Consider the following 25,555-nt stretch of genomic DNA (forward strand, 5'->3'; position numbering starts at 1 on the left):
CTTGAAGGTCGATTTCGCGCGGCCGCTCCCCACTGCTCCCCTCTCATCGTACCAGTGCAGTGCACTGTCAATGGGGCTTTGCCTGCGTTCCAGGATGCTTCCGGAATGCCCGTACGGCGCCGTTTTGCCTTCTTTTCGAGAGCAAAACACAACGTATCCGACCGGTTCTACCCATCCCGCGAAATTGGAAACAAGACGTTCCAAAGCGCAGTCGGCAAGGTTTGGCTACGGAGACTGGGTACCCTCCGTCCGTTCCAGGCAGGCGCCGCCAGCGGTCATGCCTCAGTTGCAGTCCAGCATCACCCGCCGCGCCGCCGTCTTGCCCTCCCGCTTCCGCAGGCATACTGGCACCCCTTTCAACAGCAGGTCTTCAGCACCCTTTCTGAATCATGAGCATCCTCAGCGAATTCAAGGAGTTTGCCGTCAAGGGCAACGTCATCGACCTCGCCGTCGGCGTGATCATCGGGGCGGCGTTCGGCAAGATCGTCGACTCGCTCGTGGCCGACATCATCATGCCGCTCGTGGGCATGGTGTTCGGGAAGCTCGACTTCTCGAACCTCTACGTGATCCTGGGCACGGTGCCGCCGGGCGTGACGAACACGCTGGCGGAACTGAAGAAAGCCGGCGTGCCGGTGCTGGCGTATGGCAACTTCATCACGATTGCTGTCAATTTCGTGATCCTCGCCTTCATCATCTTCATCATGGTCAAGCAGATCAACAAGCTGCGCAAGACCGAAGAGGCCGCCCCGGCAGCGCCGGCCGCCACGCCGGAAGACATCACGCTGCTGCGCGAGATCCGCGACAGCCTGAAGCGCCCCTGAGCTTTTCTTTCCGGCCGCGCGCTCAGGCGCCGGCCAGCGTTCGCGCCATGCGCAACGCCTCGACGAGGCTAGAGGCATCGGCCACGCCCTGGCCCGCAATGTCGAACGCCGTGCCGTGATCCGGGCTGGTGCGCACCAGCGGCAGCCCGAGCGTCACGTTCACGCCCTTCTCCACCCCGAGGTACTTGACCGGGATCAGGCCCTGGTCGTGGTACATCGCGATCACCACGTCGAACTCGCCGCTGGACGGCACGCCGGCCTTGGCGCGCGCGCGCATGAAGACGGTGTCGGGCGCATGGGGCCCCTGGGCGTCGATGCCCTCGGCGCGTGCGGCCTCGATGGCCGGCGCGATGACGGTGCGCTCTTCCGAACCGAACAGGCCGCCCTCGCCCGCGTGCGGGTTGAGCCCCGCCACGCCGATGCGCGGCGGCCGGCCGAGCGCGTGGGTCAGCGCGCGATGGGTGATGCGCAGCGTGTCCAGCACGCCGTCGAAGCGCACGGCCTCGATGGCGTCGCGCAGCGACATGTGGATGCTCACGAGCACGGTGCGCAACTCGTCGTTGGCCAGCATCATGCGCACGGGCACGTCGGCCAAGGTGCGGCCCAGGTGGGCGGCGGCCTCGGCCTGCAGCAGCTCGGTATGGCCGGGGTACGGAAAGCCGGCCGCGGCCAGCGCTTCCTTGTGCAGCGGCGCGGTGACAAGGGCCGAGATCTCGCCGCGCAATGCGGCGCGCGCGGCCCACACCACACAGTCGCCGGCGGCGCGGCCGGCTTCGGCGCTGATGCGCCCTTGTTCGATGCCCGTCGGCGGCGCGATCACCTGCAGCACCGGGATGCACCCCGGCGGCACGGCAACCGCTTCAGCGACGCTGGCGATCTCCACGACAGGCCACGCCAGCCGCCTCGGCGCCGCGAGCGCCTGCGAGGCTTTTCGCAGCGTGCCGACGTCGCCAGCCACGAACGCCCCGCGCACGGCGTCGGGCGCGTCGTGGAAGGCCTTGGCAATGATCTCGGGGCCGATGCCCGCCGGGTCGCCGAGCGTGATCGCGATCGGCGCCTTCATGCGGGGTTGTCGATGTCGATGAATTCGTGCTTCAGCCCGAGCTGCGCCGCCACATGGGCCGCCACGGCCTGTGCGCCGTAGCGCTCGGTGGCGTGGTGGCCACAGGCCAGGAAGGCCACGCCCAGCTCGCGGGCGTAGTGCGCCTGCGGCTCGGAAATCTCGCCGGTAATGAAGGCGTCGGCGCCGGCCGCGATGGCGGCCTCGAAGTAGCCCTGGGCGCCGCCCGTGCACCACGCGATGTTCTTGATCGGGCGGTGGGCCGTGTCGACCAGCGTGACGGGCCGCTTCAGCACCTTCTCGGCATGGGTCGCCAGGGCCTTGGCGCTGGCGAAGTTCTCACCGTTCTCGCGCGCGCCCAGGAAGCCCAGTTCTTGTTCGCCGAAGCGCCCTGCCGACCCCGGGTGCGCCACGAGCCCCAACTGCAGGCCGAGTTGCGCGTTGTTGCCCAGCTCGGGGTGCGCGTCGAGCGGCAGGTGGTAGGCGAACAGGTTGACGTCGTCGCCCAGCAGCAGGCCCAGGCGCTGCTTCATCCAGCCGGTGACGCAGCCGTCCTGGCCGCGCCAGAACAGGCCGTGGTGAACGAAGATGGCATCGGCCTCGGCGTGGATCGCGGCCTCGATCAGCGCGCGGCTGGCGGTCACGCCCGAGACGATCTTGCGGACCACGGTGCGCCCTTCGACCTGCAGGCCGTTGGGTCCGTAATCCTTGAAGCGCCCGGGGGCCAGCAGCAGGTCGAATGCGTGAAGCAGTTCGTGGCGTGTGGTGCTCATCGCGACATTGTCGCGCTCCCCGCGGCCGGCGCGCCATCGCGCATCGGGTGGCCGCGTGCGGCCAGGGGCCACAGGGCCAGCAGGAAGCCCAGCGCCGCCAGCGCGGCGACGTAGTGGGCCGGCGCCATGGTGTCGTGCTGCAGCCAGAGCGTGAGGATCACCGGCGTCAGGCCGCCGAAGACGGCATAAGACATGTTGTAGGCGAACGAAAGCCCCGTGAAGCGCACCGGCGCCGGAAAGGCGCGCACGCCCGCGATCGGCACCGTGGCGATGGTGCCCACGAAGAGGCCCACCAGCCCGTAGTGCCAGAACAGCGTGGCCGGCGTGCCGGGCAGCCCGGTGTAGAACAGGTAGGCGGTGGCAAAGAGGCCGCCCCAGCCGATGAGCATCACGGCGCGCGTGCCGATGCGGTCGCTGGCCCAGCCGACGATCACGCAGCCGATGGTCAGGGTCAGCGTGGCGAGCGCGTTGGCCTCGAGCGCCAGCGCCGCCGGAATGTGGTGCACCTTCTGCAGGTAGGTGGGCGTGTACAACACCACCACGACGATGGCAGCCGACAGCACCCAGGTCTGCAGCCCCACGTACACGCTCGCCAGGCGGTGCTCGCGCAGCACGGTGCGCAGCGGCAGCTCGCGGGCGACCGTCTTGCGGCCGGCCAGTTCCTTGAAGACCGGCGTCTCGTGCAGGAAGCGGCGCAGGTAGACCGAGAACAGCCCGAACACACCGCCCAGGATGAAGGGAATGCGCCAGGCGAAGTCGTTCACCTGCTCCGGCGAGTAATGGCGGTTGATGGCCACGGCCACCAGCGAGCCCAGCAGGATGCCGCCGGTGATGCCCGAAGTCAGCGTGCCGATGCCGAAGCCGTAGCGCTTGGCCGGCACGTGCTCGCCCACGAACACCCAGGCACCGGGCATTTCGCCGCCGATGGCCGCGCCCTGCAGCACGCGCATCGCCAGCAGCAGCAGGGGCGCCGCGACGCCGATGCTCGCGTAGGTGGGCAAGAGGCCGATCACCAGCGTGGGCGCCGCCATCAGGAAGATCGACAGCGTGAACATGCGCTTGCGCCCCAGCAGGTCGCCGAAGTGCGCAATGACGATGCCGCCCACGGGCCGCGCGAGGTAGCCCGCCGCGAAGATGCCGAAGGTCTGCAGCTGGCGCAGCCAGTCGGGCATGTCGGCGGGGAAGAACAGCGCGCCCAGCACGGTCGCGAAGAAGACGTAGATGACGAAGTCGTAGAACTCGAGCGTGCCGCCGAGGGCGGACAGGGCCAGGGTCTTGTAGTCGCGCGCATCGAGCGTGCGCGCCGGAGCGGGCGTGGCGCCGTCCGTGTAGGTAGCTTCTGAGGTCATGGCAGCAGGGGTATCGTGGCCGCTCGCCTGCCTTGAACCGGATAGGGGCAGAGCGTGGCACGCCGACGAAGGAATCGCCTGGCCGCGTCCGCCGGGTGGGCGACGCGGAAGGCCTGAGGGGGCGATCCGGGTCGGATCGCCTGCCGATACTAAGGGTTAGCCCGTATTCACGCCCCGCAGGCCGCGCAATCTCGACCCTGCCGCGCGGTCTATGGCGCCAGGCCGGTTGAGGGACAATTGCAACCGGCGCCGTCTTTCAGCGCTTTTCCAACGCTCTTTCTTCAAGCTTTCATGAAACGCACCTGGCTGCTCTTTGCCCAAGCCGTGACCGTCCTGCTGGCGGCCTACTTCGTCGTCGCGACGCTCAAGCCCGAGTGGATCCACAAGCGCTCGACCTCGCTGGGCGGCGTGGTGTCCATCGTGGAAGCGCCCAGCGGCGCGCCGGCCGTGCCCGCCGCGGGCAGCCTGAGCGCGGCGGCCAAGAAGGCCTCGCCGGCGGTCGTGAGCATCAACACCAGCAAGGCCGCACAGCGCCACCCGCGCAGCAACGACCCCTGGTTCCGCTTTTTCTTCGGCGACCAGGCCGACCAGCCGCAGGTGGGCCTGGGCAGCGGCGTCATCGTCAGCACCGACGGCTACATCCTCACCAACAACCACGTGGTCGAGGGCGCCGACGAAATCGAGGTCACCCTGAACGACAGCCGCCACGCGCGCGGCAAGGTGATCGGCACCGACCCCGACACCGACCTGGCCGTGCTCAAGATCGAGCTCGACAAGCTGCCGGTGATCGTGCTGGGCAACTCCGACGAGCTGCTGGTGGGCGACCAGGTGCTGGCCATCGGCAACCCCTTCGGCGTCGGCCAGACCGTGACCAGCGGCATCGTCTCGGCGCTGGGGCGCAACCAGCTGGGCATCAACCAGTTCGAGAACTTCATCCAGACCGACGCGGCCATCAACCCCGGCAACTCGGGCGGCGCGCTGATCGACGTCAACGGCAACCTGCAGGGCATCAATACCGCGATCTACTCGCGCTCGGGCGGCAGCATGGGCATCGGCTTCGCCATCCCGGCGTCGATGGCCAAGATCGTGCTCGAGGGCATCGTGAAGGAAGGCCAGGTGCGCCGCGGCTGGATCGGCGTCGAGCCGAGCGACCTGTCGCCCGAACTGGCCGAGACCTTCGGCGTGAAGGCCGACGCCGGCGTGATCATCACTGGCGTGCTGCAGAACGGCCCCGCCGCCAAGGCCGGCATCCGCCCGGGCGACGTGATCACCTCGGTGGGCGAGAAGAAGACCGACAGCGTGCAGGCCCTGCTGACCGCCGTGGCCGGCCTCAAGCCGGGCGACACCGCACGCTTCGCGCTGCAGCGCGGCACCGACAAGATGGAACTGGACGTGACGCCAGGACTGCGACCGAAGAGTCCGATCCGGCAGCAGTTGCCCAACAACGAATAGGCGGGAAACGACAGCGGCTCCGGCCGCAGATCAGACAGCAACAAAAAAGCGGCCCGAGGGCCGCTTTTGTTTTGGGGGCAGGAGCCGATCGATCCGGCGGATCAGGAACTGCCGGAAGACCCCGAACCCGCGCCCTCTTCTTCACCCTCGGGCGCCTTGCCCGTTCCTGCGAAGTAGCGCGCCCCGATGATCCCCACCTCGTACAGCAGGCACATCGGCACCGCCAGCGCGAGCTGCGAGACCACGTCGGGCGGCGTGAGCACCGCGGCCACCACGAAGGCGATCACGATGAAGTAGCCGCGGAACGAGCGCAGCTTCTCGATGGTGACCATCTCGAAGCGCACCAGCAGCATCACCACGATCGGCACCTGGAAGGCGACGCCGAAGGCGATGTACAGCGACAGGATGGCCTCCACGTACGACGAGATGTCGGGCGTGGCCGCCACCGCCGCAGGCGTGAATTTCTGGATGAAGCCGAACATCTTGTCCAGCACGAACAGCTGCACGAAGGCGATGCCGCCGTAGGCCAGCACGCTGCCGAAGAAGATCAGCGGCAGCGCAAAGCGCTTCTCGTGGCTGTACAGGCCCGGCGCGACGAACATCCAGGCCTGGTACATGAGCCAGGGCAGCGCCAGCAGCACGGCCGCCATCATCAGCACCTTGAGCGGCACGAAGAACGGCGAGAACACGCCGATGGCGATCAGCTTGGCGTCCGGCGGCATGTGCGCGCGGATCGGCATGGCGATGATGTCCATGAGCCCGCTCGGGCCGGGCCAGATCGCCAGCAGGATGCCCGCGACTACGAGGCCGTAGACGCAGTACAGCAGCCGGTCCCGAAGCTCGACCAGGTGCTGCACGAACGGCTGCTCGGTGCCCGCCAGCTCGTCTTCTTCTTTGTTCTTGTTGTCGGAATCGGCCATGGGAGAGGAGAAAGCGTGGGAGAAGACACAGGCGCACGGGGCGCACGGGAACGCCGCGGGGCGTGCGCGTGCGTCAGTTGATCTTGTGGGGGCGGAAGCGGGCGACCCGCGCCGCGCCCGACAGCGCCTTGGTACGCACGCCGTTGCGCGCCTTGTACCAGTTCGGCGTGGCGCCCTGCTTCAGGCGCCAGTTCTTGCGGGGGTGCCTGTATTCGGGCACCGCCTGCTCGGGCTCGGCCAGTGCCGACAGGGTGTCGCCGGACGCGCCGGAAAACTGCTTCTCGAACTCGCTGGCGCCGGTGTGGATGCTGTGCTCCACATCGCGCGCCGCGTCCTCGACCGTGGTCTTCATCTTGCGAAGCTCGTCGAGCTCCATCGAACGGTTGACTTCGGCCTTGACGTCGTTCACGTAGCGCTGCGCCTTGCCGAGCAGGGCGCCCACCGTGCGAGCAACGCGCGGCAGCTTCTCCGGCCCGATCACGATCAGCGCCACGACGCCGATGAGCGCCAGCTTCTCAATGCCGAGGTCGATCACGGATGTGTGCCTGCGGTGCTCAGGACTTCTGGCGCGCTTCGACGTCGATCGTCGACTTGTCGCTGTTGGCCGGCTGGCCGGTCACTTGCTGCGTGGGGGCCGGTGCAGCGGAGGCGTCAGGGGAGGCCGAGCCGTCCTTCATGCCGTCCTTGAAGCCCTTGACGGCGCCACCGAGATCCGAACCCATGTTCCGCAGCTTCTTGGTGCCGAAGATCATGACCACGACGAGCAGCACGATCAGCCAGTGCCAGATGGAAAAAGAACCCATGGAGAACTCCTAAGAATGTGTCCGATTTTAGTCGGGGGGAATGTGACAGTTTGGCTTAACCCTGCTCAGCCGCGAAGCCAGGGCCGGGGGCCGCCCATGACGTGCACATGGAGATGGTGAACCTCCTGCCCGCCCTCGGCGCCGGTGTTCACGACGACGCGATAGCCGCCGTCCGGATAGGGCCTGCAGCCCTGCTCCAGCGCCAGCTGGGGGGCCAGCGTCATGATCTTGCCCATGAGCGCCGAATCCTCGGGCGTGAGCTGCGCCATCGAGGCGATGTGTTTCTTCGGCACCAGCATGAAATGCACCGGCGCCCAGGGCGAGATGTCATGGAAACCGAACAGGTCGTCGTCTTCGTAGACCTTGCGCGAGGGGATCTTGCCTTCGATGATTTTGCAGAAGACGCAGTTCGGATCAGATGACATCTTTGGGTTCCATGGGACGGCCGTCGTTCATCCGGATCATGCCCTTCACGATCCGGTAGAGGAACCACAGCGAAATCAGGCTCCAGGCGATCCAGCCCGGCACGAACAGCAGCAGCCAGAGCCACGAGGTGACGATGTACAGCAGGCCGGCCCACAGCACCGAGCGGATGCGCCAGCTGAAGTGCGAGGCCTGCCAGGTGCCGGCCGCGTCGTCGCGCTTCACGAAATCGATCAGGAGGGCGATGAGCAGCAGCAGCACGGAGGCCTGCGCGCCCGGCACGACCGCGCCGATGGCCACGATCAGGTGCAGCACGTAGCTGACCCAGCCCCAGGTCTTGAGGGAGTCGTCGGGTTCCACGTTCACGATGTCATTGGCCATGGTCGATGCCCTTTCAATCGATCATTCAGTCGTTGGAAGCTTCGCGGGCCTGCACCTTGCGCAGGGCTTTTTCCTCGATGCCGCTGGTGCCTTCGCGGCGCTCGAGCTCCGCGACGACGTCGGCTGGCGAGAAACCGTAGTGGGCCAGCGCCACCATGGTGTGGAACCACAGGTCGGCCACTTCGTTCACTATTTTCGAGCGGTCGCCGCCGTGGTCCGCGTCCTTGGCGGCCATCACGACCTCGGTGGCTTCCTCGCCGATCTTCTTGAGGAAGGCGTCGGGGCCCTTGTGCAGCAGCCGGGCGACGTAGCTTTTCTCGGGGTCGCCGCCGTTCGCGGGCAGGCGGCTCTCGAGCACCGCGGCCAGGCGGGCGAGCGCGTCGGAGGTGTTCGAATCGTTCACTGTGGCGGTCATTTGTAGATCGACTCCGGGTCTTTCAAGACCGGTTCGACCACGGTCCACTGGCCCTTTTCGTACTTGCTGAAGAAGCAGCTGTGGCGGCCGGTGTGGCAGGCAATGCCGGGCTCGTGGCCGAGCTGGGTCACCTTGAGCAGCACCACGTCGTTGTCGCAGTCGAGGCGGATCTCGTGCACGGTCTGCACGTGGCCCGACTCCTCGCCCTTGAACCACAGCTTGCTGCGCGAGCGGCTGAAATACACCGCGCGGCCCAACTCGGCGGTCTTCTCGAGCGCCTCGCGATTCATCCACGCGAACATGAGCACGTCGTTCGTGCCTTGTTCCTGGGCGATCACGGGCACCAACCCGTTCGCGTCCCACTTCACTTCATCGAGCCAATTCATGGGGATATTGTCAAGGATAGGAAAAGACCCTTCCGGTCCCGCTCAGGCGTCGATGCGCACGGGAATCCCGCGCTCGGCCATGCGCGCCTTGGCCTCGCCCACGGTGTGCTCGCCGTAGTGGAAGATGCTCGCGGCCAGCACCGCGTCGGCGCCGCCCTTCTGGATGCCGTCGGCCAGGTCGTCGAGGCTACCGACGCCGCCCGAGGCGATCACGGGCACGTTGACCGCGTCGCTCACGGCGCGCGTCAGGGCCAGGTCGAAGCCGCTCTTGGTGCCGTCGCGGTCCATGCTGGTGAGCAGGATCTCGCCCGCGCCGCGGCGCGCCATCTCGGTCGCCCACTGCACCACGTCCAGGCCGGTGTTCTTGCGCCCGCCGTGGCTGTACACGTCCCAGCCCGCGCCGCGCGTGGCGGCGTCTTCGGGGCTGCGGCGCTTGGCGTCGATGGCGACCACGATGCACTGCGAGCCGTACTTCTGGGCCGCGTCGCTGATCACCTGCGGATCGGCGATGGCGGCCGAGTTGAAGCTGGTCTTGTCGGCGCCCGCGTTGAGCAGCCGGCGCACGTCGGCCACGGTGCGCACGCCGCCGCCCACGGTCAGCGGAATGAAGACCTGCGAGGCCACCGCCTCGATGATCGGCAGGATCAGGTCGCGGCCGTCGCTGGTGGCCGTGATGTCCAGGAAGGTCAGTTCGTCGGCGCCCTGTGCGTTGTAGCGCGCCGCGATCTCGACCGGGTCGCCGGCATCGCGCAGCTCGAGAAAATTGACGCCCTTGACGACGCGGCCGCCGGTGACGTCGAGGCAGGGAATGATGCGTTTGGCAAGCATGGGGTGGTGAACCAGGAGAAATCAGTCGGTCAGAGAACGCAAAGCTGTTGCCAGCCCTGCCATTGGGCGCCGGGCGCCAGCACGACGGGTTCGTCGATGCGGGCCGCCTCGACGCAGAGCATGTGGCGGAAGCCCTCTGGGGGCATGTCCGCGAGTGTCGCACCGAGCGCGGCACCGGGGTTCCAGACCACGGTTTCGGTGCAGGTTTCGCTCTGGGTGATTTCGAGCGTGCCGCCGGGCTGCACCAGCCGCAGCGGCTGCGCCGGGGCGGTGTAGACGCTGTCGAACTCGGCGTCGAACTGCAGCGCGGCGGCCGATTCGGTCTGGCGCACGTCGCGCACCGCGTCCCAGCGGGCGGCGCCCTGCAGGCCTTCGAGGCGCACGGCGGCGATGTCGTCCACGCGCAGGTAGGTGTGCAGCGCGGCCGAAAACGGCCAGGGTGCGTCGCCGGTGTTGGTCAGGGTGAGCGCGGTGCGCAGCCGGCCAGCGGCGAGCGTGGCGTCCATCCGCGCCTCGAACGCATGTGGCCAGAGCCGGCGGGTGGCGTCGTCGTCGCGCAGCACCAGCCGCAGCGTGTCGGGCGCGCCCGATTCCTCGCGAATCCAAGGCAGATTGCGCATGAAGCCATGCTTGGGGAGCATGCCGCGCTGGTTGAACTGGGGGCAGCACAGGGGAATGCCGCCGCGGATGGCAGTTTGGCCGTCAAAAACGGCCTTCGGACTCAGATACAGTCGCTCCCCACCGCGGGCCGGGGCCCAGGAAAGCACCTGGGCGCCATGCAGCGCCACCGTCAGCGTGCTGCCATCGGCCGCCACGGCGTGCAACGCCGGCTGGCCTCGAAACTCGATCGAGCGGATATCCATGTGAGGAATTGTAGGCAGCCGCCGCATCCTGACAGCGGGCCATTGCGTGCATCCGCCTTTCTTGGATACCCTGTGCCGGGTCGGTCCCGTGCACTCGAAAAGAACCACTCTCACACGACAAAGGGGATACGCATGAAGAAAAAGCTGCCCATGGCCGCCTGGATCCTGATCGCCATGGTGCTCGGCATCATCGTCGGTTACATGATCTTCACCAGCTTTCCCGACAAGAAGGCCGCCAAGGAGATCGCGGACTACGTCTCCATCGTCTCCGACGTCTTCCTGCGCCTGATCAAGATGCTGATCGGCCCGCTGGTGTTCTCCACGCTGGTGGTGGGTATCGCGCACATGGGCGACGCCAAGTCGGTGGGCCGCGTGTTCGGCAAGGCCATCGGCTGGTTCCTCACGGCCTCGCTGATCTCGCTGGTGATCGGCCTGGTCATGGCCAACCTGCTCAAGCCCGGCGAGAACCTGGGCCTGCCGCTGCCCGACATCGGCGCCTCGGCCAACCTGGCGACCAACAAGTTCACCTTCAAGGACTTCGTGAGCCACACGGTGCCCAAGTCGTTCGTGGAGGCGATGGCCAACAACGAGATCCTGCAGATCGTGGTGTTCTCGATGTTCTTCGGCGTGGCGCTGGCCTCGCTCGGCGACAAGGCCAAGACGCTGGTGGCCGCCATCGAGGAGCTGTCGCACGCCATGCTCAAGATCACGGGCTACGTCATGAAGCTCGCGCCGCTGGCGGTGCTGGCGGCCATGGCCGCCACCGTGGCCGTGAACGGGCTGAGCATTCTCGTCAAGTTCGCCGTGTTCATGCGCGACTTCTACCTGGGCCTGTTCGTGCTGTGGGGCGTGCTCATCATGGCCGGCCTGCTGTTCCTGGGGCCGCGCGTGTTCAAGCTGCTGGTGCTCATCAAGGAGGCGTTCCTGCTGTCGTTCGCCACCGCAAGCTCCGAAGCCGCCTACCCGAAGATCCTGCAGGCGCTCGACCGTTTCGGCGTGAAGCGCAAGATCTCCAGCTTCGTGATGCCGATGGGCTACTCGTTCAACCTCGACGGCTCGATGATGTACTGCACCTTCGCCGTGCTGTTCATCGCGCAGGCCTACGACATCCACATGCCGATCAGCACGCAGATCACCATGCTGCTGATCCTGATGCTCACCTCCAAGGGCATGGCCGGCGTGCCGCGCGCCTCGCTGGTGGTGATCGCCGCCACGCTGAACCATTTCGACATTCCCGAGGCCGGCCTGCTGCTGATCCTGGGCGTGGACACCTTCCTGGACATGGGCCGCTCGGCCACCAACGCGGTGGGCAACTCCATCGCCACGGCCGTGGTCGCCAAGTGGGAGGGCGAACTGCTGTCCGAGAGCGATGCCGAGGCCAACGCCAAGGTGCTCGACGAGGAAGCCGCCGCCACCCTCGCCCATCCGGCGCACGCGTGAGGCGCCACGCCATGACGCGCATCGCCACGCTGCCCTCCGCCGTCGCCGCATGGCTGCTGGCGGCCGTGGCCCTGGCCTTGCCGGGCGGCCCCGCGCAGGCACAGGAGCTCCTCACCGGCACGCTGGCCAAGGTGCGCGAGAGCGGTACCATCGCCATCGGCCACCGCGAGGCCTCGGTGCCTTTTTCGTACCTCAATGCGCGCAAGGAGCCGATCGGCTATTCCATCGAGCTGTGCCGCGCGCTCGTCACGGCCATCGAGGACACGGTCAACAAGAGCCTCACGATCAAGTGGGTGCCCGTCACCTCTGACTCGCGCATCGACGCAGTCGTGAGCGGCCAGGTCGACCTTGAGTGCGGCTCCACCACCAGCAACCTGGAGCGCCAGAAGCGCGTGGCCTTCTCGCCGACGATGTTCGTCTCGGGCACCAAGGTGCTGGTGAAGAAGGGCGCGCCGATCCAGTCGTTCCGCGACCTGGCCGGCAAGAAAGTGGCCGTGACGGCCGGCACCACCAACGAGAAGACGCTGCGCGACCTGTCGCAGAAGTTCAAGCTCAACATCGAGCTGAAGGTGGCGCGCGACCATGCCGAGTCGTTCGCGCTCGTGAAAGAAGGCCAGGCCGACGCCTTCGCCACCGACGACGTGCTGCTTTACGGCCTGATCGCCCGCGACGCCGCCAAGGCGCAGTACGAGGTGGTGGGCGACTTCCTCTCCTACGACCCGTACGCGGTCATGTACCGCAAGGGCGACCCGCAGCTCAACAAGGTCGTGGTCGACACCTTCCAGGTGCTGGCGGAAGACGGCGAGATCCACCGGCAGTACAAACGCTGGTTCATGCGCAAGCTGCCTTCGGGGGAAAGCCTCAATTTGCCGATGAGCGCGCAGCTGGAAACGATCATCCAGACGATGGCGGTGAAGGCCGAGTAGGCCCGCCTGCCCTTTTCTCTACCGCGCCGGCCACTCCCAGCGCGGCATCTCGCTCATGTCGAGGTTCGCGATGCGGGTCTCGCCGAAGCGCTTTTCGAGCACCACCGGCTGCAGGCCTTCGCTGTCGTCCAGGGCGGCGATCAGGCGCGCCGCATGCGACACCACGATCACCTGCGACGACCGCGCGGCCTGCGCGATGAGGCGGCCCAGCGCGGGCAGCAGGTCGGGGTGCAGGCTGGTCTCGGGCTCGTTGAGCACCAGCAGCGCGGGCGGACGGGGCGTCAGCAGCGCCGCGATCCACAGCAGGTAGCGCAGGGTGCCGTCCGACAGCTCGGCGGCCGTCAGGGGCCGCAGCAGGCCGTGCTGGTGCATCAGCGTCTCGAAGCGGTCGCCGTTCGCGTGCACCTCGATGCGGGCACCCGGGAAGGCGTCGTCCACGGCGCTGTCGAGCACCTCGCCGTCGCCGATCTCGCGGACGGTCTGCAGGGCGGCGGCCAGGTCGGCGCCGTCGTTGGCGAGCACGGGCGTGTAGGTGCCCAGCTGTGGCTGGCGCGCGGGCGCCTCGGCGTCCGAGCGGAAGTGGTCGTAGAAGCGCCAGGAGCGCATCTGCTCGCGCAGCGTGAGCATCTCGGGCGCGTCGCGCGGGTCGGCGTGCTCGGTCATCATGCTGGCGAAGGCCGGGATCGGCCGGCCGACGGCCTGCCAGCCCTTACCGTCACGCAGGCGCAGCGCGGCGCCCTTGCGGTCGACCAGGTGCGTGGAAGGGCGCAGCAGCGGGCCGCTCCAGATCGCCTCGTGCTTGATCTGCGGGTCGTGCGAGAAGGCCGAGGACGGGATCGGCGGCGGCAGGCCGATGTCGATGGCGTAGCCGAAATCGTCGGCCTCGGCGCCGGCGAAGCCCAGCTTCAGCGCCACCGGCTCGCTGCGCGTGGTGCCCTGCACCGGCTGTTCGCCGCGCAGCATGGCCGCCGAAAAGCGCTCGGGCCCGGCCCACAGCGTGGAAGACAGCCCGCCTTCGCGCACCAGCGAGCGGATCACGCCGCCGTTGGCGATGTCGGCCAGCAGGCGCATCGCACGGTACACGCTCGACTTGCCGCTGCCGTTGGCGCCCGTGACCACCGTGAGGCGGCCCAGCGGCACCGTCAGCTGGCGCAGCGAGCGGTAGTTGGCGATGGCGAGCGCGGAGAGCACGCGCCGCTACGGCAAAGGCGTCAGGCGCCGGCCAGCTCGTCCGCGCGCGCCTGGGCGGCGGCGAAGTCGAGGTCGCCCGAGTAGATGGCGCGGCCGCAGATCACGCCCTCGACGCCTTCGGACTCGACCGCGCAGAGCTGGTCGATGTCGGCCATGTTCGACAGGCCGCCCGAGGCGATCACGGGGATGGTCAGCGCCTGCGCGAGCTTGACGGTGGCGTCGATGTTGATACCCGAGAGCATGCCGTCGCGGCCGATGTCGGTGTAGATGATCGATTCGACGCCGTAGTCCTCGAACTTCTTGCCCAGGTCGGCCACCTCGTGGCCCGTGAGCTTGCTCCAGCCGTCGGTGGCGACCTTGCCGTCCTTGGCGTCCAGGCCCACGATGATGTGGCCGCCGAAGGCGCTGCAGGCGTCCTTGAGGAACCCCGGGTTCTTGACCGCGGCGGTGCCGATGATCACGTAGCGCAGGCCGTCGTCGATGTAGCGCTCGATGGTGTCCAGGTCGCGGATGCCGCCGCCCAGCTGCACCGGGATGTCGTCGCCGACTTCCTTCAGGATCGCCTTGATGGCCGCGTGGTTCTGCGGCTTGCCGGCGAAGGCGCCATTCAGATCGACCAGGTGCAGCCGACGGGCGCCGGCCTCGACCCATTTGCGGGCCATGGCGGCGGGGTCTTCGCTGAAGATGGTGGACTGGTCCATGTCGCCCTGCTTGAGGCGAACGCAGTGGCCGTCTTTGAGATCAATGGCGGGAATGAGGAGCATGGAAGTGACGCGAGTGTGCGAAAGCCGGGCTGCGAACGGTGCGGCCCGGGCGGGAATATAAGGTCAGGGATTCCAGTGGAGGAAGTTGCGATACAGCTGCAGCCCATGGTCCGCACTCTTCTCCGGGTGGAACTGGGTTGCAAAAATGTTATCGCGTGCGATGGCCGCGGTAAAGCATGCCCCGTAATCGGCCTCGCCCACGCTGTGCCGGGCATCCGCCGGACACGCGTAGAAGCTGTGCACGAAATAGAAATAGCTCTGGTCGGGAATGCCCGCCCACACCGCGTGCGGCTGGGCCTGGCGCACCTGGTTCCAGCCCATCTGCGGCACCTTGAAGCGGCTGCCGTCGGGCTGCAGGCGGCCGGCCAGGTCGAACTTGACGACCTCGCCGGGAATGAGCCCCAGGCCGTCGGTTGGGCCTTCGTCGCTGCGCGACAGCAGCATCTGCATGCCCACGCACACACCGAAGAGCGGCTTGCTGGCCGCGGCCTCGAGCACCGATTCGAGCAGGCCCGAGTCGCGCAGCTCGCGCATGCAGTCGGGCATGGCGCCCTGCCCCGGCAGCACCACGCGGGTGGCCTGGCGCACCACGTCCGGGTCGGAGGTGACGAACACCTCCACGCCCACCTGGTCGGCCGCATGGCGCACGGCCTGCGACACGGAGTGCAGGTTGCCCATGCCGTAGTCGACGACCGCGACGGAATTCTTTGCTACAGATTTCATAGCTGTTCGCTGAGGAATTTCAGAGCGAACCCTTGGTCGAGGGAATGACGCCCACGGAGCGCGGATCGAGCTCCAGCGCGCCGCGCATGGCGCGCGCGAAGGCCTTGAACACGGTCTCGCACTGGTGGTGCGCGTTCACGCCCTTCAGGTTGTCGATGTGCAGCGTGACAAAGGCGTGGTTCACGAAGCCCTGGAAGAACTCGTAGGTGAGCTGGCTGTCGAAGGTGCCGATCATCCCGCTGGTGAAGGGCACGTGCATCACGAGGCCCGGGCGGCCCGAGAAGTCGATGACGACGCGGCTCAGAGCCTCGTCCAGCGGCACATAGGCATGGCCGTAGCGACGGATGCCCTTCTTGTCGCCGATGGCCTTGGCCACGGCCTGGCCGAGCGTGATGCCCACGTCTTCCACGGTGTGGTGGCCGTCGATGTGCAGGTCGCCCTCGCAGTCGATGTCCAGGTCGATCAGCCCGTGGCGGGCGATCTGGTCGAGCATGTGATCGAAAAAGCCGATGCCCGTGGAGAGCTTGGCCTTGCCGGTGCCGTCGAGGTTGACGCTGACCGTGATCTTCGTCTCGGCGGTGTGGCGGGTGACCGTCGCGATGCGATCGGTGCTGCCCGGGGTCGTGGGGGTGGTCATAGTGAGGCTTCGAGCGCCGCCAGCATCTGCGCGTTCTCGTCGGCCGTTCCGACGGTGAGGCGCAGGCAGTTGGCGAGCAGTTCATGCATTTTAGAAACGTTCTTCACCAGCACCCCGCGGGCCTTCATGCCCTCGAAGGTACGGGTGGCATCGGGCACGCGCAGCAGGATCATGTTGGCGTCGCTGGGCCAGGTCTTCACACCCGGCAGCCGGGCCAGCGCGGCCATGAGCTGGCCGCGCCCCTCGCGGATCTGGCGCGCCTGGGCCTCGAACACGGCGGCGTGCTCCAGCGCGAACAGCGCGGCCTCGCAGTTGAGCACGCTGATGTTGTACGGCGGGCGCACCTTGTCGATCTCGGCGACCAGCGCCGCGGGACCCATGAGGTAGCCCAGGCGGATGCCGGCCAGGCCGAACTTGCTCAGGGTGCGCATCAGCAGCACGTGGCGGTGGTTCGCGAGCCGGTCGATGTAGCTGCGGGCGGCAAAGGGCTGGTAGGCCTCGTCGATCACCACCAGGCCGCCCTGCGCGCCCTGGGCCTGCACGATCTTCTCGATGACGGCGTCATCCCAGAGGTTGGCGGTCGGGTTGTTCGGGTAGGCGAGGTAGACGATGGCGGGCTTCTCGCGCGCGATGGCGGCCAGCATGGCGGCCTCGTCGAGTTCGAAATCGGCCGTGAGCGGCACGCCCACGAAGCGCAGGCCCTGCAACTGGGCGCTCATCGCGTACATGACGAAGCCGGGCACGGGCGCGAGCACGGCGGCGCCGGGCTGGTCGCAGGCGATGCCGAGCAGCGAGATCAGTTCGTCCGAGCCGTTGCCCAGCATCAGCCCAAAGCCTTCGGGCAAGCCCGCATGGGCGGCCAGCGCGCGCTGCAGGTCGGCGCCGCGGTCGCCGGGGTAGCGGTTGAGCGCCAGCGCGCCCAGGCGCGCGCCCAGTTCGGCCTGCAGCGCGGGCGGCAGGCCGTAGGGGTTCTCCATCGCGTCGAGCTTGAGGAAGCCGCGCGCGTCCTGCACCGCGTAGGCGTGCATGGCGCGCACGTCGGCGCGGATGCGGTCGAGCGGCAGGCGGGTGTCGGAGGCGGAAGAGTCGGAAACGGTCATCGGGTGCAGCGGTAGCTGTTGCGGAGGGCGCCGGCCATGACCAGTTGCACGGGCATGTCGGCTTCGTAGCTGTCGGCGTTGCGGCTCAGCTCGGTCTGGTAGAGCGAACGGGCCATCGAGGGTTCGAGGCGGCGGCCCTCGATGCAGAACGGCGGCACCTGGCCGTTGCGCTGCGACGACTCGACGCCCTCGCGCAGGCCTTCAAGCACGCCGACGAGGTAGTAGCTGGCGTAGGCCTTGCCGTCCTTCTCGTTGGCTTCGAGGGTGCGCAGCTCGCGGATGCTCATGGCCTGCGCGCCGACGCCGATCGCACCGGCCGCCAGGGCGAGCAGCAGCGCCGGCAGGCGCGGCAACAGCAGGACGGCGGCGCGTTGCATGGCCTCGCCGGCTTACTTGCGGTAGCGCGGCGGCGGCGCATACGCGCCGTCGGCCGGGAAGGCGCTGGGCTGCGACGGCGAGGCGTCGCGGCGGGTGCGGCGCGGGGCGTTCGGCTCTTCGAGTTCGAACAGCGCGGCGCCGATCACGCCGATGTTGCGCACGTCGCCGGCCTCGGTGTTCGCGGCGTAGGCGCGGCCCGGCGTGGCGAAACGGAAGGCGGCCACTTCGCTCTGGCTCTTGCGGAAGCCCTCGATGTTCAGCGTCTGCTGCGGGCGCAGCACGTAGCCGCCGTTGCGCAGGCTGCCGGGCTTGCCGTTGAGCACGTCCAGGCCGTCGACGGTGGCGATCACCTCGTAGCTGCGGTCGCTGAGGTTGCGAAAGCGCAGCGTGTAGCGCGCGCCTTCGACGCCGGCGAGGCGGAACATGTCATTGCCGCTTCGACGTGCGCGCTGCAACGGCAGCGGGCGGTCGTTCTCGTCGAGCACCGACCATTCGATGTCGCCCTGGGCCAGCTGCAGGTTCAGCCGGCGCTCAGGGTTGCTGCCCGTATCGCGGCGCACGCTGGCCGCGTCGTTGTAGCCGATCGAGGCCACGTCGTCGGGCTGGTCGGACAGGCGCTTGGCGGCGACGGTGCGGGTCTTCGACTCGATGCCCTCGCCCCATTGCGTGCCGAGCTGGGCCGGCGCCGGTGCGGGCTTTGCAGCACTGGACGTGGCCGCCATCGCCGTCGTTTCGGCGCGGTTCTGCGGCATCTGGGTGCAGGCGGCCAGCAAGGCGGCACCGGCAACGAGGCCGGTGGCGAAGCGGAAAAATCGCGAACGATAGAGGCGTTGAATCATCTGGCGTGCTCCTCCCTGAAGCGGGGTTGTTGGAGCCTCAGATCTTACGCAGGCGCATGCGCGCGGCTTCGGCGTGCGCCTGCAGGCCCTCGCCTTCGGCCAGCGTGACGGCGATCGGGCCCAGCACCTGCGCGCCGGCCTCGCTCACCTCGATGAGGCTGGAGCGCTTCTGGAAGTCGTACACGCCCAGCGGACTCGAGAAGCGCGCCGTGCCACTGGTCGGCAGCACGTGGTTCGGGCCGGCGCAGTAGTCGCCCAAGCTCTCGCTGGTGAAGTTGCCCAGGAAGATCGCACCGGCGTGGCGCAGCAGCGGCTCCCAGCGGTGCGGTTCGCTGCTGCTCACCTCGAGGTGTTCGGGCGCGATGCGGTTGCTGATCTCGCAGGCCTCTTCCATGCTCTTCGTGTGGATCAGCGCGCCGCGGCCGTTGAGGGAGGCGGCGATGATCTCGGCGCGCGGCATGGTCGGCAGCAGGCGGTCGATCTCGGCCTGCACGCGGTCGATGTAGGCGGCGTCGGGGCACAGCAAGATGCTCTGGGCCAGCTCGTCGTGCTCGGCCTGGCTGAACAGGTCCATGGCCACCCAGTCGGGCGGCGTGGAGCCGTCGGCCAGCACCAGGATCTCGCTCGGGCCCGCGATCATGTCGATGCCCACGGTGCCGAACACGCGGCGCTTGGCAGCGGCCACGTAGGCGTTGCCGGGGCCGGTGATCTTGTCGACGGCCGGGATGGTGGCCGTGCCGTAGGCCAGCGCGGCCACGGCCTGCGCACCGCCGACGGTGAAGCCGCGCGTCACGCCGGCCACGTAGGCTGCGGCGAGCACGAGCTGGTTCTTCTCGCCCTTCGGCGTGGGCACGACCATGATGATCTCGCCCACACCCGCGACGTGCGCGGGAATGGCGTTCATCAGCACGCTCGACGGGTACGCGGCCTTGCCGCCCGGCACGTAGATGCCGACGCGGTCCAGCGGCGTGACCTTCTGGCCGAGCAGCGTGCCGTCGGCGTCGCGGTAGCTCCAGCTTTCGCCGGAGGCCTTCTTCTGCGCCTCGTGGTAGCTGCGCACACGGCGCGCGGCGGCTTCGAGCGCATCGCGCTGCGCGGCCGGGAGCCCCTCGAACGCGGCCTTCAGCTCGGCCTGCGTGAGTTCGAGCTCGGGCAACGTCTTCGCGTCGAGCTTGTCGAAGCGGTTGGTGTACTCCAGCACCGCCTCGTCGCCGCGCTTTTGCACGTCGGCGAGGATGTCGGCCACCACCTTCTCGATGGCCGCGTCCGCGTCCGCGGACCAATGCAGCCGCGCCTTGAATTCAGCGTCGAAGCTGGCTGAGTTCGTGGACAGTCGGGCGGGGGCTGCTTGCAGAGTCATGGGCTTGAGGTTCAGGCGGAGGGAATGGCGGACGCGAAGGCGTCGATGATGCGGCGGATGGGTTCGCGCTTGAGCTTGAGCGCGGCCTGGTTGACGACCAGCCGGGCGCTGATGTCCATGATGCGCTCCACCTCGACGAGGTGGTTGGCCTTGAGCGTGTTGCCGGTGGAGACCAGGTCGACGATGGCGTCGGCCAGGCCCGTGAGCGGCGCCAGCTCCATGCTGCCGTAAAGCTTGATCAGGTCGACGTGCACGCCCTTGCTGGCGAAGAAGTCGCGCGCCAGGCCCACGTACTTGGTGGCCACGCGCAGGCGCGAGCCCTGCTTCACGGCCGAGGCGTAGTCGTAGTCGGCGCGCACGGCCACGCTGAGGCGGCAGGCCGCAATGCGCAGGTCCAGCGGCTGGTACAGGCCCTGGTTGCCGTGCTCGAGCAGCACGTCCAGGCCGGTCACGCCCAGGTCGGCGCCGCCGTACTGCACGTAGGTGGGCACGTCGGAAGCGCGCACCAGCACCACGCGCACGTCGGGGCGGGTGGTGTCGAGGATGAGCTTGCGCGATTTCTCGGGGTCTTCGGTGACCTCGATGCCGGCGGCGGCCAGCAGGGGCATCGTCTCTTCGAAGATGCGGCCTTTGGAAAGAGCCAAAGTGATCATGCGGCGGCTCCCGTCACGCGTTCAATGTCGGCACCGAGGCCGCGCAGTTTCGATTCCATGCGGTCATAGCCCCGGTCGAGGTGGTAGATGCGGTCGACCAGCGTCTCGCCCTCGGCCACAAGGCCGGCGATGACGAGGCTGGCGGAGGCGCGCAGGTCGGTGGCCATCACGGTGGCGCCCGAGAGCTGCTGCACGCCCTCGACCATCGCGACCTTGCCTTCGACGTGGATGCGCGCGCCCAGGCGCACCATCTCGTTCACGTGCATGAAGCGGTTCTCGAAGATGGTCTCGGTGACCATCGAGGCGCCGCGCGCGATCACGTTCAGGGCCATGAACTGGGCCTGCATGTCGGTCGGGAAGCCGGGGTATTCGGTGGTGCTGAAGCTTTGCGCCTTCAGGTGGTCGTACGCGGGGCCCTGCGAGCCGATGCGGATGCCGTCGGGCTCGGTCACGACGGTGCAGCCGGCGTCGCGCAGCTTGTCGATCACCGCGTCGAGGTGGTCGCCGCGCGCGTGGCGCAGGAAGGCCTCGCCGCCCGTGGCCGCCACGGCGCACAGGAAGGTGCCGGCCTCGATGCGGTCGGCCACCACGGCGTGTTCGCAGCCGTGCAGCTTCTCGACGCCCTGGATGCGGATGTGGCTGGTGCCGTGGCCTTCGATCTTCGCGCCCATGCGGATCAGCATTTCGGCCAGGTCGACGATCTCGGGCTCCTGCGCTGCGTTCTCGAGCAGCGTCTCGCCCTCGGCCAGCGCGGCGGCCATGAGGAAGTTCTCGGTGCCGGTGACGGTGACCATGTCGGTCAGGATGCGCGCGCCCTTCAGCCGCGTGCGGCCCTCGGGCAGGCGCGCGACCATGTAGCCGTGCTCGACCACGATCTCGGCGCCCATCGCCTGCAGGCCCTTGATGTGCTGGTCGACCGGCCGCGAGCCGATGGCGCAGCCGCCCGGCAGCGACACCTTGGCGTGGCCGAAGCGCGCCAGCAGCGGGCCCAGCGCCAGCACCGAGGCGCGCATGGTCTTCACGAGTTCGTAGGGGGCCTCGGGGTTGCCGAGCTCGCCGGCGTTCAGGCGCACGGTGCCGTTGTCGTCGGCCTCGGCCGTCACGCCCATGTTGCGCACCAGCTTGAGCATGGTCGACACGTCCTGCAGGCGCGGCACGTTGTGCAGCACCACGGGCTGGTCGGTCAGCAGCGCCGCGCACAGCTCGGGCAGCGCGGCGTTCTTGGCGCCGGAAATGAGCACTTCGCCGCGAAGCTCACGCCCGCCGCGAATCAGAAGTTTGTCCATGAAGGATCCAGCGAAATCAGGAGGCCCGCAGGGGCCGGAAAGTCATTTGTCCACGGCGGCCCATTCGGCCGGCGTGTAGGTCTTCATCGAGAGCGCATGCACCTCGTCGGTGTGCATTTTCGCACCGAGGGTGGCGTAGACCCGCTGGTGGCGCTGGATGGCGCGCTTGCCCTCGAATTCGGCCGAGACGATGGTCGCGTACCAATGTCGGCCGTCGCCCTCGAGCGTGATGTGCTCGCACGGCAGATGGGCAGCGATGATGGCTTGGAGTTCGTCAGCGGTCATGGGGTCTTGCAAGGCGGGTTCAGCCGCGGATTTTGTAGCCGATGCGCAGCAGGTGGACAGCGATGGCGCTCACCACCAGCCAGGCGGAACCGACGATGCCGAAGCTCAGCCAGGGCGAAGCGTCGCTCACCCCGAAGAAGCCGTAGCGGAAGCCGTCGATCATGTAGAAGAAGGGGTTCAGGTGGCTCACGCTCTGCCAGAACGGCGGCAGCGAGCCGATCGAATAGAACACGCCCGACAGGAAGGTCATGGGCATGATCAGGAAATTCTGGAACACGGCCATCTGGTCGAACTTCTCGGCCCAGAGCCCGGCGATGAGGCCGAGCGTGCCCAGCATGGCCGAGCCCAGCAGCGCGAACACCAGGATCCACACCGGCGCTACGAAGCTCGGCACGGCGAAGAAGACGGTCACGGCGAACACGCCCACGCCCACCGCCAGCCCGCGGATCACCGAGGAGCCCACGTAGGCGAAGAACCAGCCCCAGTGCGACAGCGGCGTGAGCAGCACGAACACGAGGTTGCCCATGATCTTGCTCTGGATGATCGAGGACGAGCTGTTCGCGAACGCGTTCTGCAGCACGCTCATCATCACGAGGCCGGGGATCAGGAAGGCGGTGTAGCCCACGGTGCCGTAGACCGTCACGCGGCCTTCGAGCACATGGCCGAACACCATGAGGTACAGCAGCGCGGTGAGCACCGGCGCGCCGACGGTCTGGAAGCCGACCTTCCAGAAGCGCAGCGTTTCCTTGTAGAGCAGCGCTCGCCACCCGGTCACGGCCATCATCGCGACACCTCCAGCGGCGTCTGCTCGCCCGCCATCAGGTCGATGAACACGTCTTCCAGGTCGGCCTTGCGCATTTCCACGTCTTCCACCGCGACGCCGGCTTCGCGGATCGCGGCCAGCAGTTGTTCGACTTCATGCGCGTTCTGCGCCGGCAGCTGCACGATGCGCCCGGTGATGCGCGCATGCTGGGCGATGGCCCAGGGCAGCATGGCATCGGTCTTGAAGCGCAGCACATTGCTCGCGGCCGATTTCAGCAGCTCGCTGGTGCGATCCAGGGCGATCACCTTGCCGAGCTTGAGCATCGCGATGCGGCTGCACAGGGCTTCGGCTTCCTCGAGGTAATGGGTGGTCAGCAGCACGGTGCTGCCCTGCTTGTTGAGCTTGGCGACGAACTGCCAGAGCGTCTGACGCAGCTCGACGTCGACACCGGCCGTGGGCTCGTCGAGCACGATGACCGGTGGCTTGTGCACCAGCGCCTGCGCCACCAGCACGCGGCGCTTCATGCCGCCCGAGAGCTGGCGCATGTTGGCGGTGGCCTTGTCGGCCAGGCCCAGGCTCTGCAGCAGCTCGTCGATCCAGGCTTCGTTGTTCTTGATGCCGAAGTAGCCCGACTGGATGCGCAGCGACTCACGCACGTTGAAGAAGGGGTCGAACACCAGCTCCTGCGGCACGATGCCGAGCTGGCGCCGAGCCTCGGCGTAGTCGCGCTGCACGTCGAAACCGTGCACGCTGATCGCGCCCGCCGTGGGCCGCGACAGGCCCGCCAGCATGCTGATGAGGGTGGTCTTGCCCGCGCCGTTGGGGCCGAGCAGGCCGAAGAACTCGCCCGGCTCGATCTGGAAGGAAACCTCGTCGACCGCACGCAGCCCCTGCTTGCCTTGGGCGCGTTGCTGACGGGAGGGAGGGTAGGTCTTGGAGACCGACTGGAATGAGATCGCGGGCATGGGAGCCCGCGATTTTACGGGCGATGGGTTTTTCGGCGCTGTTCAGGGGTGAACGCGGGGAGCCGGCCGCGCTAGGCATCGGCCCGGAGTTCACCCACAATCCCGCCGGTGCCGATTCTGCGCACCACAACCGCCCATCGCGAGGAACGCCAATGAAGTGTTTGACCCGCAGCCCCTTCCCAACCGTTGCCGCCCTGCTCCTGGCGATGGTGCTGACCGCTTGTGGGGGAGGAGGTGGAGGTGGTGGCGGCGGAGGTGGCGGCATCGCCCTTGTCGGCGGCGGCGCAGGCGCTGGCGCAGGGGGCGGCACCGCCCAACCTTGCACTTCATCTGCCGGTTCGGCCCAGCTGCCAGCCCGCGATGCACTCATTGCACGCGCCAAGTGCCTGGAGCTGGACACGCCCTACGTGCCACCACCCGGCGATGTGCTGGAGCACAACACGTCCGGCTATGCCAAGGCCATGTGCTCGGCGGTCTTCATCACCGGACTCGATCCTGCAGTCGCCGCCGAAACCATCGGGTATTTCACGGGGCCGTACGAACAGCGCAAGAAGGTGGGTGCGCCGGTGGTCGACCGCACCAAGAAGGAGGTCCGCATCACGATGCCCAACGGCGGCCCGACGCTGGTGGCCCGCCACTTCGGATCGCAGGGTTGCATCACGCTGCCGCCCGGCAAGGACGACGTTTTCTTCACACCCGTCAATGTCAAGAGCGCGCTGGCCGACCCCACGACCGTGCCCTGGCCCATGGGCGATGTGCTGCCGAACGACCCGCCGCCCGCCGACGTCGACATGGCCAAGGTGAACCAGGCCATCGGCGCCGCCTTCGAAACCACGGAGGCCTACACCGCGGCCTTCGTGGTCACGCACAAGGGGCGGCTCATCGGCGAGCGCTACATGAGCGGCATCAACGCGACAACGCCGCTCGAATCATGGTCGATGGGCAAAAGCGTCGTGGCCACGATGATGGGCGTGCTGATCAAGCAGGGCGTGTACAAGCTCGACCAGCCCGCGCCGATTCCCGAATGGCAAGGTGCCGGCGACGGCCGCCAGCAGATCCGCATTGCCGACATCCTGCGCATGTCCAGCGGGCTGCGCATCAAGGCCCCGGACGATCCGGACTTCGATCCCAACGGCGCCTACCCCGATCACATCTACTACTACACGGGCCGGATCAACGCATTCAACTACGCCGCGACCCGACCGCAGCAATGGCCGCCCAACACGGTGGGCCGCTACCGCAACACCGATCCGGTGCTTGCCAACTACCTGGTCCGCCTTGGAGTCGAGAAGCGCGGCGAAGAGTACCTCTCGTTCCCGCAGCGCACCATCTTCGACAAGATCGGCATCCGCTCCATGGTGATCGAGACCGACCCCTACGGCAACTTCCTCACGCAAGGCTACGACTTCATGTCGGCCCGCGATTGGGCCCGGCTGGCCAACCTCTACCTGCAGGACGGCGTGTGGAACGGGGAGCGCATTCTTCCCGAGGGGTTCGTCAATTTTGTGAGCACGGCCGCACCGGCCTGGACCGCAGACCAGCGCCCCATCTACGGGGGATTTTTCTGGATCAATGGAACGGGCGCACTGGCGGCGCCGACGACGGCCTACTACATGCTCGGCGCAGGGGGCCAGTTCGTGCTCGTGATTCCGTCGCACGATCTCGTCGTCGTGCGCATCGGCCACTCCAAGGGAGAACGATTCGCGACCTCGACCCTGAACAAGGCACTCACGCTGCTGACCGCAGCAGTGCCACGCACGCGCTAGGGTGT

At 67.8% G+C, this 25,555-nt stretch carries 30 protein-coding genes; 5 read left to right on the forward strand and 25 right to left on the reverse strand.

Features of this window, described 5'->3' with window-relative positions:
- Nucleotides 1-389 precede the first annotated feature (389 nt).
- Nucleotides 390-821, forward strand: a complete 432-nt coding sequence (gene mscL / locus AC07SQ_RS16655) for a large conductance mechanosensitive channel protein MscL (protein ID WP_062473649.1) — start codon at nucleotides 390-392, stop codon at nucleotides 819-821.
- A 22-nt stretch (nucleotides 822-843) separates the two neighbouring features.
- Here the strand turns inward: mscL and pdxA are convergent, their stop codons facing one another.
- From pdxA to AC07SQ_RS16670, 3 genes are read right to left on the reverse strand one after another with little or no spacing between them, the layout of a single operon-like run.
- Nucleotides 844-1,884, reverse strand: a complete 1,041-nt coding sequence (gene pdxA / locus AC07SQ_RS16660; RefSeq protein WP_495272448.1) for a 4-hydroxythreonine-4-phosphate dehydrogenase PdxA — start codon at nucleotides 1,882-1,884, stop codon at nucleotides 844-846.
- Complete coding sequence (locus AC07SQ_RS16665) at nucleotides 1,881-2,654, reverse strand: Nif3-like dinuclear metal center hexameric protein (protein ID WP_307584231.1); 774 nt, start codon at nucleotides 2,652-2,654, stop codon at nucleotides 1,881-1,883. Before AC07SQ_RS16665 ends, pdxA begins: the two co-directional genes overlap by 4 nt.
- On the reverse strand, nucleotides 2,651-4,003 hold the full coding sequence (locus tag AC07SQ_RS16670) for an MFS transporter (protein WP_070059916.1): 1,353 nt from the start codon (nucleotides 4,001-4,003) through the stop codon (nucleotides 2,651-2,653). Before AC07SQ_RS16670 ends, AC07SQ_RS16665 begins: the two co-directional genes overlap by 4 nt.
- A 291-nt stretch (nucleotides 4,004-4,294) precedes the next feature.
- Here AC07SQ_RS16670 and AC07SQ_RS16675 point away from each other — a divergent pair, with 291 nt between their 5' ends.
- Nucleotides 4,295-5,455: a S1C family serine protease gene (locus AC07SQ_RS16675; protein WP_495272447.1), complete on the forward strand. Its 1,161-nt coding sequence runs from the start codon at nucleotides 4,295-4,297 to the stop codon at nucleotides 5,453-5,455.
- A 101-nt stretch (nucleotides 5,456-5,556) separates the two neighbouring features.
- Here the strand turns inward: AC07SQ_RS16675 and tatC are convergent, their stop codons facing one another.
- The 9 genes from tatC to AC07SQ_RS16720 form a co-directional block, all read right to left on the reverse strand.
- Complete coding sequence (gene tatC, locus AC07SQ_RS16680; RefSeq protein WP_070059920.1) at nucleotides 5,557-6,375, reverse strand: twin-arginine translocase subunit TatC; 819 nt, start codon at nucleotides 6,373-6,375, stop codon at nucleotides 5,557-5,559.
- A 73-nt stretch (nucleotides 6,376-6,448) separates the two neighbouring features.
- Nucleotides 6,449-6,910 (reverse strand): Sec-independent protein translocase protein TatB, encoded by a 462-nt coding sequence (gene tatB, locus AC07SQ_RS16685; protein WP_062471652.1) that lies wholly within the window; start codon nucleotides 6,908-6,910, stop codon nucleotides 6,449-6,451.
- Nucleotides 6,911-6,929: 19 nt separating this feature from the next.
- A complete protein-coding gene (tatA, locus tag AC07SQ_RS16690; protein ID WP_070059921.1) occupies nucleotides 6,930-7,178 on the reverse strand; it encodes a Sec-independent protein translocase subunit TatA in 249 nt (82 codons plus the stop codon).
- Between the two features lie 65 nt (nucleotides 7,179-7,243).
- Nucleotides 7,244-7,603, reverse strand: a complete 360-nt coding sequence (locus AC07SQ_RS16695) for a histidine triad nucleotide-binding protein (RefSeq protein ID WP_070059922.1) — start codon at nucleotides 7,601-7,603, stop codon at nucleotides 7,244-7,246.
- The gene (locus AC07SQ_RS16700) at nucleotides 7,593-7,982 is read right to left on the reverse strand and encodes a DUF4870 family protein (RefSeq protein ID WP_056572726.1); all 390 of its coding nucleotides are present in this window, start codon (nucleotides 7,980-7,982) and stop codon (nucleotides 7,593-7,595) included. Before AC07SQ_RS16700 ends, AC07SQ_RS16695 begins: the two co-directional genes overlap by 11 nt.
- Nucleotides 7,983-8,007: 25 nt before the next feature.
- A complete protein-coding gene (locus AC07SQ_RS16705) occupies nucleotides 8,008-8,397 on the reverse strand; it encodes a phosphoribosyl-ATP diphosphatase (protein ID WP_095743772.1) in 390 nt (129 codons plus the stop codon).
- Nucleotides 8,394-8,783: a phosphoribosyl-AMP cyclohydrolase gene (gene hisI, locus AC07SQ_RS16710; RefSeq protein WP_095743771.1), complete on the reverse strand. Its 390-nt coding sequence runs from the start codon at nucleotides 8,781-8,783 to the stop codon at nucleotides 8,394-8,396. Before hisI ends, AC07SQ_RS16705 begins: the two co-directional genes overlap by 4 nt.
- A gap of 42 nt (nucleotides 8,784-8,825) precedes the next feature.
- Complete coding sequence (hisF, locus tag AC07SQ_RS16715) at nucleotides 8,826-9,611, reverse strand: imidazole glycerol phosphate synthase subunit HisF (RefSeq protein ID WP_095743770.1); 786 nt, start codon at nucleotides 9,609-9,611, stop codon at nucleotides 8,826-8,828.
- Nucleotides 9,612-9,640: 29 nt separating this feature from the next.
- Nucleotides 9,641-10,474 (reverse strand): D-hexose-6-phosphate mutarotase, encoded by an 834-nt coding sequence (locus AC07SQ_RS16720; protein WP_139701049.1) that lies wholly within the window; start codon nucleotides 10,472-10,474, stop codon nucleotides 9,641-9,643.
- A 132-nt stretch (nucleotides 10,475-10,606) separates the two neighbouring features.
- Here AC07SQ_RS16720 and AC07SQ_RS16725 point away from each other — a divergent pair, with 132 nt between their 5' ends.
- Nucleotides 10,607-11,914: a dicarboxylate/amino acid:cation symporter gene (locus AC07SQ_RS16725; protein ID WP_495272446.1), complete on the forward strand. Its 1,308-nt coding sequence runs from the start codon at nucleotides 10,607-10,609 to the stop codon at nucleotides 11,912-11,914.
- Nucleotides 11,915-11,925: 11 nt separating this feature from the next.
- Nucleotides 11,926-12,840: an amino acid ABC transporter substrate-binding protein gene (locus AC07SQ_RS16730; protein WP_492743316.1), complete on the forward strand. Its 915-nt coding sequence runs from the start codon at nucleotides 11,926-11,928 to the stop codon at nucleotides 12,838-12,840.
- Between the two features lie 18 nt (nucleotides 12,841-12,858).
- On the opposite strand, the gene AC07SQ_RS16735 is transcribed toward AC07SQ_RS16730, so the two are convergent.
- The 13 genes from AC07SQ_RS16735 to AC07SQ_RS16795 all read right to left on the reverse strand — a co-directional run bounded on the left by AC07SQ_RS16735 (nucleotide 12,859) and on the right by AC07SQ_RS16795 (nucleotide 23,784).
- On the reverse strand, nucleotides 12,859-14,031 hold the full coding sequence (locus tag AC07SQ_RS16735; protein ID WP_495272445.1) for an AAA family ATPase: 1,173 nt from the start codon (nucleotides 14,029-14,031) through the stop codon (nucleotides 12,859-12,861).
- A 20-nt stretch (nucleotides 14,032-14,051) separates the two neighbouring features.
- On the reverse strand, nucleotides 14,052-14,795 hold the full coding sequence (gene hisA / locus AC07SQ_RS16740; protein ID WP_062471681.1) for a 1-(5-phosphoribosyl)-5-[(5-phosphoribosylamino)methylideneamino]imidazole-4-carboxamide isomerase: 744 nt from the start codon (nucleotides 14,793-14,795) through the stop codon (nucleotides 14,052-14,054).
- Nucleotides 14,796-14,858: 63 nt separating this feature from the next.
- Nucleotides 14,859-15,518, reverse strand: a complete 660-nt coding sequence (gene hisH, locus AC07SQ_RS16745; RefSeq protein ID WP_062471685.1) for an imidazole glycerol phosphate synthase subunit HisH — start codon at nucleotides 15,516-15,518, stop codon at nucleotides 14,859-14,861.
- 19 nt (nucleotides 15,519-15,537) lie between these two features.
- On the reverse strand, nucleotides 15,538-16,155 hold the full coding sequence (gene hisB, locus AC07SQ_RS16750; RefSeq protein ID WP_062471688.1) for an imidazoleglycerol-phosphate dehydratase HisB: 618 nt from the start codon (nucleotides 16,153-16,155) through the stop codon (nucleotides 15,538-15,540).
- On the reverse strand, nucleotides 16,152-17,255 hold the full coding sequence (gene hisC / locus AC07SQ_RS16755) for a histidinol-phosphate transaminase (RefSeq protein WP_495272444.1): 1,104 nt from the start codon (nucleotides 17,253-17,255) through the stop codon (nucleotides 16,152-16,154). The genes hisB and hisC overlap by 4 nt, the downstream gene beginning before the upstream one ends.
- Nucleotides 17,252-17,632: a hypothetical protein gene (locus AC07SQ_RS16760; RefSeq protein ID WP_095743766.1), complete on the reverse strand. Its 381-nt coding sequence runs from the start codon at nucleotides 17,630-17,632 to the stop codon at nucleotides 17,252-17,254. Before AC07SQ_RS16760 ends, hisC begins: the two co-directional genes overlap by 4 nt.
- Nucleotides 17,633-17,644: 12 nt before the next feature.
- A complete protein-coding gene (locus AC07SQ_RS16765) occupies nucleotides 17,645-18,472 on the reverse strand; it encodes a hypothetical protein (protein WP_495262617.1) in 828 nt (275 codons plus the stop codon).
- Nucleotides 18,473-18,509: 37 nt separating this feature from the next.
- The gene (hisD, locus tag AC07SQ_RS16770) at nucleotides 18,510-19,832 is read right to left on the reverse strand and encodes a histidinol dehydrogenase (RefSeq protein WP_495272443.1); all 1,323 of its coding nucleotides are present in this window, start codon (nucleotides 19,830-19,832) and stop codon (nucleotides 18,510-18,512) included.
- An 11-nt stretch (nucleotides 19,833-19,843) separates the two neighbouring features.
- Nucleotides 19,844-20,485 carry an ATP phosphoribosyltransferase gene (gene hisG / locus AC07SQ_RS16775; protein WP_062471702.1) on the reverse strand — a complete coding sequence of 214 codons (642 nt, stop codon included), beginning with the start codon at nucleotides 20,483-20,485 and terminating at the stop codon, nucleotides 19,844-19,846.
- The gene (gene murA / locus AC07SQ_RS16780) at nucleotides 20,482-21,771 is read right to left on the reverse strand and encodes a UDP-N-acetylglucosamine 1-carboxyvinyltransferase (protein ID WP_062471705.1); all 1,290 of its coding nucleotides are present in this window, start codon (nucleotides 21,769-21,771) and stop codon (nucleotides 20,482-20,484) included. Before murA ends, hisG begins: the two co-directional genes overlap by 4 nt.
- Nucleotides 21,772-21,813: 42 nt before the next feature.
- Entirely contained in the window at nucleotides 21,814-22,056 is a 243-nt protein-coding gene (locus tag AC07SQ_RS16785; RefSeq protein WP_062471708.1) for a BolA family protein, read from the reverse strand.
- Nucleotides 22,057-22,075: 19 nt separating this feature from the next.
- Complete coding sequence (locus AC07SQ_RS16790) at nucleotides 22,076-22,831, reverse strand: ABC transporter permease (protein WP_354347937.1); 756 nt, start codon at nucleotides 22,829-22,831, stop codon at nucleotides 22,076-22,078.
- 5 nt (nucleotides 22,832-22,836) lie between these two features.
- On the reverse strand, nucleotides 22,837-23,784 hold the full coding sequence (locus AC07SQ_RS16795; protein ID WP_070059934.1) for an ABC transporter ATP-binding protein: 948 nt from the start codon (nucleotides 23,782-23,784) through the stop codon (nucleotides 22,837-22,839).
- A gap of 152 nt (nucleotides 23,785-23,936) precedes the next feature.
- Between AC07SQ_RS16795 and AC07SQ_RS16800 the strand changes: the two genes are divergently transcribed.
- Nucleotides 23,937-25,550 carry a serine hydrolase domain-containing protein gene (locus AC07SQ_RS16800; protein WP_495272442.1) on the forward strand — a complete coding sequence of 538 codons (1,614 nt, stop codon included), beginning with the start codon at nucleotides 23,937-23,939 and terminating at the stop codon, nucleotides 25,548-25,550.
- Nucleotides 25,551-25,555 lie beyond the last annotated feature (5 nt).

The organism is Variovorax sp. GW821-FHT06D12, from assembly GCF_059419205.1.

Excerpts from the sequence above, each read along its gene's own strand:
- AC07SQ_RS16795 (WP_070059934.1), bottom strand. The coding sequence starts at position 23,784 with ATGCCCGCGATCTCATTCCAGTCGGTCTCCAAGACCTACCCTCCCTCC.
- AC07SQ_RS16730 (WP_492743316.1), top strand. The coding sequence starts at position 11,926 with ATGACGCGCATCGCCACGCTGCCCTCCGCCGTCGCCGCATGGCTGCTG.
- tatA (WP_070059921.1), bottom strand. The coding sequence starts at position 7,178 with ATGGGTTCTTTTTCCATCTGGCACTGGCTGATCGTGCTGCTCGTCGTG.
- AC07SQ_RS16785 (WP_062471708.1), bottom strand. The coding sequence starts at position 22,056 with ATGACCGCTGACGAACTCCAAGCCATCATCGCTGCCCATCTGCCGTGC.
- hisG (WP_062471702.1), bottom strand. The coding sequence starts at position 20,485 with ATGATCACTTTGGCTCTTTCCAAAGGCCGCATCTTCGAAGAGACGATG.
- AC07SQ_RS16760 (WP_095743766.1), bottom strand. The coding sequence starts at position 17,632 with ATGCAACGCGCCGCCGTCCTGCTGTTGCCGCGCCTGCCGGCGCTGCTG.
- hisD (WP_495272443.1), bottom strand. The coding sequence starts at position 19,832 with ATGACTCTGCAAGCAGCCCCCGCCCGACTGTCCACGAACTCAGCCAGC.
- AC07SQ_RS16720 (WP_139701049.1), bottom strand. The coding sequence starts at position 10,474 with ATGGATATCCGCTCGATCGAGTTTCGAGGCCAGCCGGCGTTGCACGCC.
- pdxA (WP_495272448.1), bottom strand. The coding sequence starts at position 1,884 with ATGAAGGCGCCGATCGCGATCACGCTCGGCGACCCGGCGGGCATCGGC.
- AC07SQ_RS16800 (WP_495272442.1), top strand. The coding sequence starts at position 23,937 with ATGAAGTGTTTGACCCGCAGCCCCTTCCCAACCGTTGCCGCCCTGCTC.
- mscL (WP_062473649.1), top strand. The coding sequence starts at position 390 with ATGAGCATCCTCAGCGAATTCAAGGAGTTTGCCGTCAAGGGCAACGTC.
- AC07SQ_RS16675 (WP_495272447.1), top strand. The coding sequence starts at position 4,295 with ATGAAACGCACCTGGCTGCTCTTTGCCCAAGCCGTGACCGTCCTGCTG.
- hisA (WP_062471681.1), bottom strand. The coding sequence starts at position 14,795 with ATGCTCCTCATTCCCGCCATTGATCTCAAAGACGGCCACTGCGTTCGC.
- hisI (WP_095743771.1), bottom strand. The coding sequence starts at position 8,783 with ATGAATTGGCTCGATGAAGTGAAGTGGGACGCGAACGGGTTGGTGCCC.
- murA (WP_062471705.1), bottom strand. The coding sequence starts at position 21,771 with ATGGACAAACTTCTGATTCGCGGCGGGCGTGAGCTTCGCGGCGAAGTG.
- AC07SQ_RS16665 (WP_307584231.1), bottom strand. The coding sequence starts at position 2,654 with ATGAGCACCACACGCCACGAACTGCTTCACGCATTCGACCTGCTGCTG.
- tatC (WP_070059920.1), bottom strand. The coding sequence starts at position 6,375 with ATGGCCGATTCCGACAACAAGAACAAAGAAGAAGACGAGCTGGCGGGC.
- hisB (WP_062471688.1), bottom strand. The coding sequence starts at position 16,155 with ATGACCACCCCCACGACCCCGGGCAGCACCGATCGCATCGCGACGGTC.
- hisC (WP_495272444.1), bottom strand. The coding sequence starts at position 17,255 with ATGACCGTTTCCGACTCTTCCGCCTCCGACACCCGCCTGCCGCTCGAC.
- AC07SQ_RS16700 (WP_056572726.1), bottom strand. The coding sequence starts at position 7,982 with ATGGCCAATGACATCGTGAACGTGGAACCCGACGACTCCCTCAAGACC.
- AC07SQ_RS16670 (WP_070059916.1), bottom strand. The coding sequence starts at position 4,003 with ATGACCTCAGAAGCTACCTACACGGACGGCGCCACGCCCGCTCCGGCG.
- AC07SQ_RS16705 (WP_095743772.1), bottom strand. The coding sequence starts at position 8,397 with ATGACCGCCACAGTGAACGATTCGAACACCTCCGACGCGCTCGCCCGC.
- AC07SQ_RS16725 (WP_495272446.1), top strand. The coding sequence starts at position 10,607 with ATGAAGAAAAAGCTGCCCATGGCCGCCTGGATCCTGATCGCCATGGTG.
- AC07SQ_RS16765 (WP_495262617.1), bottom strand. The coding sequence starts at position 18,472 with ATGATTCAACGCCTCTATCGTTCGCGATTTTTCCGCTTCGCCACCGGC.
- AC07SQ_RS16695 (WP_070059922.1), bottom strand. The coding sequence starts at position 7,603 with ATGTCATCTGATCCGAACTGCGTCTTCTGCAAAATCATCGAAGGCAAG.
- hisF (WP_095743770.1), bottom strand. The coding sequence starts at position 9,611 with ATGCTTGCCAAACGCATCATTCCCTGCCTCGACGTCACCGGCGGCCGC.
- hisH (WP_062471685.1), bottom strand. The coding sequence starts at position 15,518 with ATGAAATCTGTAGCAAAGAATTCCGTCGCGGTCGTCGACTACGGCATG.